The sequence below is a fragment of the endosymbiont of Ridgeia piscesae genome, assembly GCF_001443665.1.
Classification (GTDB): domain Bacteria; phylum Pseudomonadota; class Gammaproteobacteria; order Chromatiales; family Chromatiaceae; genus Endoriftia; species Endoriftia persephonae.
Map to the genome: position 1 here is coordinate 1 of NZ_KQ557189.1, position 1,195 is coordinate 1,195.

Below are 1,195 nucleotides of genomic sequence, written 5' to 3' on the forward strand. Positions count from 1 at the left end.
CGCTGATTAAGAGTTTCTTCCGCATGTCAGATACAAAGTATATTTTGGCAAGTTCAAAAATAGACTGCCAATACTTTCGGAACGATTAATACCGCCTCCTTGACTAGCGGGTCATCTTTCCACACAACGTTTCTTCTGCGCATGGTATAGCGCATGTGCAAATGTCCGTCTGCCGCCACTATAAAAACCGGTCCAGTGCGATCGGGACGCAACTCCACTCCGTCGACCACATTCTTGGGGATCATCATGGCATCTTCCTGCATCAGGGCGCGCACATAGTCCGGATTGGCATCACGCATCAGCAGGTAGGCGATTTCGTGATCCATCAGGGCGTTCTCACCACCGCTCATAGCTGGGCGGACGCAGTGCAGCAGCAGGGCGTGATCCTGCAGGTCCAGACGATTGTAGTAGCCATCGGTGTGCCAATGGATGGCACGGTTGGAATAGGGAATGTAGGGTGAATGCAGGGCATCATCCTGCACTGTAAGCGCGGTGACTGCGTCCTCTTCCGCGCCGCGGTTGTGATCGAGGTGTTCCAGCCCGAAGTGGCTACCAAAGCCGCGCGGTATATCGGTGCCCGATATGTCGCCAAGCTTGCTGACATAGATTGCCATATTGGCCTTGCGGCAGCGCTGCATCAGGGCATCATGCTCCGCAATCGACAGTGTGCGCGGATCATCTATTTCGACCACCAAGTCGCCGAGTTCTTGCGGAGCATCGGCAAGCTTTTGCTCGCGCCATGCCTGGTAGGCGGTATCATTATCCAGGTCAAAAGGGGTGTTGTTCATAACTGTATCGTTTGATGTTGGCAAAAAACGAGGGAGCGTACTATGCGTCCACTATGTCCGATCATGATGCAGGTCAATTCATGGGAAATTTGGAATTAGAGTAAAACGAGCTCTCACCCAAAAATTTAAACTAGCATTAGTCTAAGTTTATTCAGACCAAGAACGATCTGATGGCAAGATTATTTAGAATCTGCCCGCCCGACATTCCTCAACACATCATCCAGCGGGGAAATAATCGACAAGCCTTTTTTGCGTCAGCATCAGAGGTGATGTAGCAAAACTAAAGTAACCGCCCGAGTATCAGCCCTATTGCGCGGCTTTGAGCTTGGCGTTCCAGGGTAACAGCGCCTCGATCTGCTCGACTGTCTCCGCCGCCCCGATATGCTGTAACACGTAGTGCAGGTAGA

General features: G+C 51.7%; 1 protein-coding gene and 1 pseudogene. One reads left to right on the forward strand and one right to left on the reverse strand.

Annotated features, from left to right (window positions below; all coding sequences use genetic code 11):
* Window positions 1-53 precede the first annotated feature (53 nt).
* Window positions 54-788, reverse strand: coding sequence for a TauD/TfdA family dioxygenase (locus Ga0074115_RS15525; RefSeq protein WP_232433162.1), 735 nt, complete (start codon window positions 786-788; stop codon window positions 54-56).
* A gap of 170 nt (window positions 789-958) precedes the next feature.
* On the opposite strand from Ga0074115_RS15525, the pseudogene Ga0074115_RS17300 reads away from it, so the two are divergent.
* Window positions 959-1,054, forward strand: a pseudogene (locus tag Ga0074115_RS17300) (transposase); the annotation flags it as partial.
* Window positions 1,055-1,195: the final 141 nt, after the last annotated feature.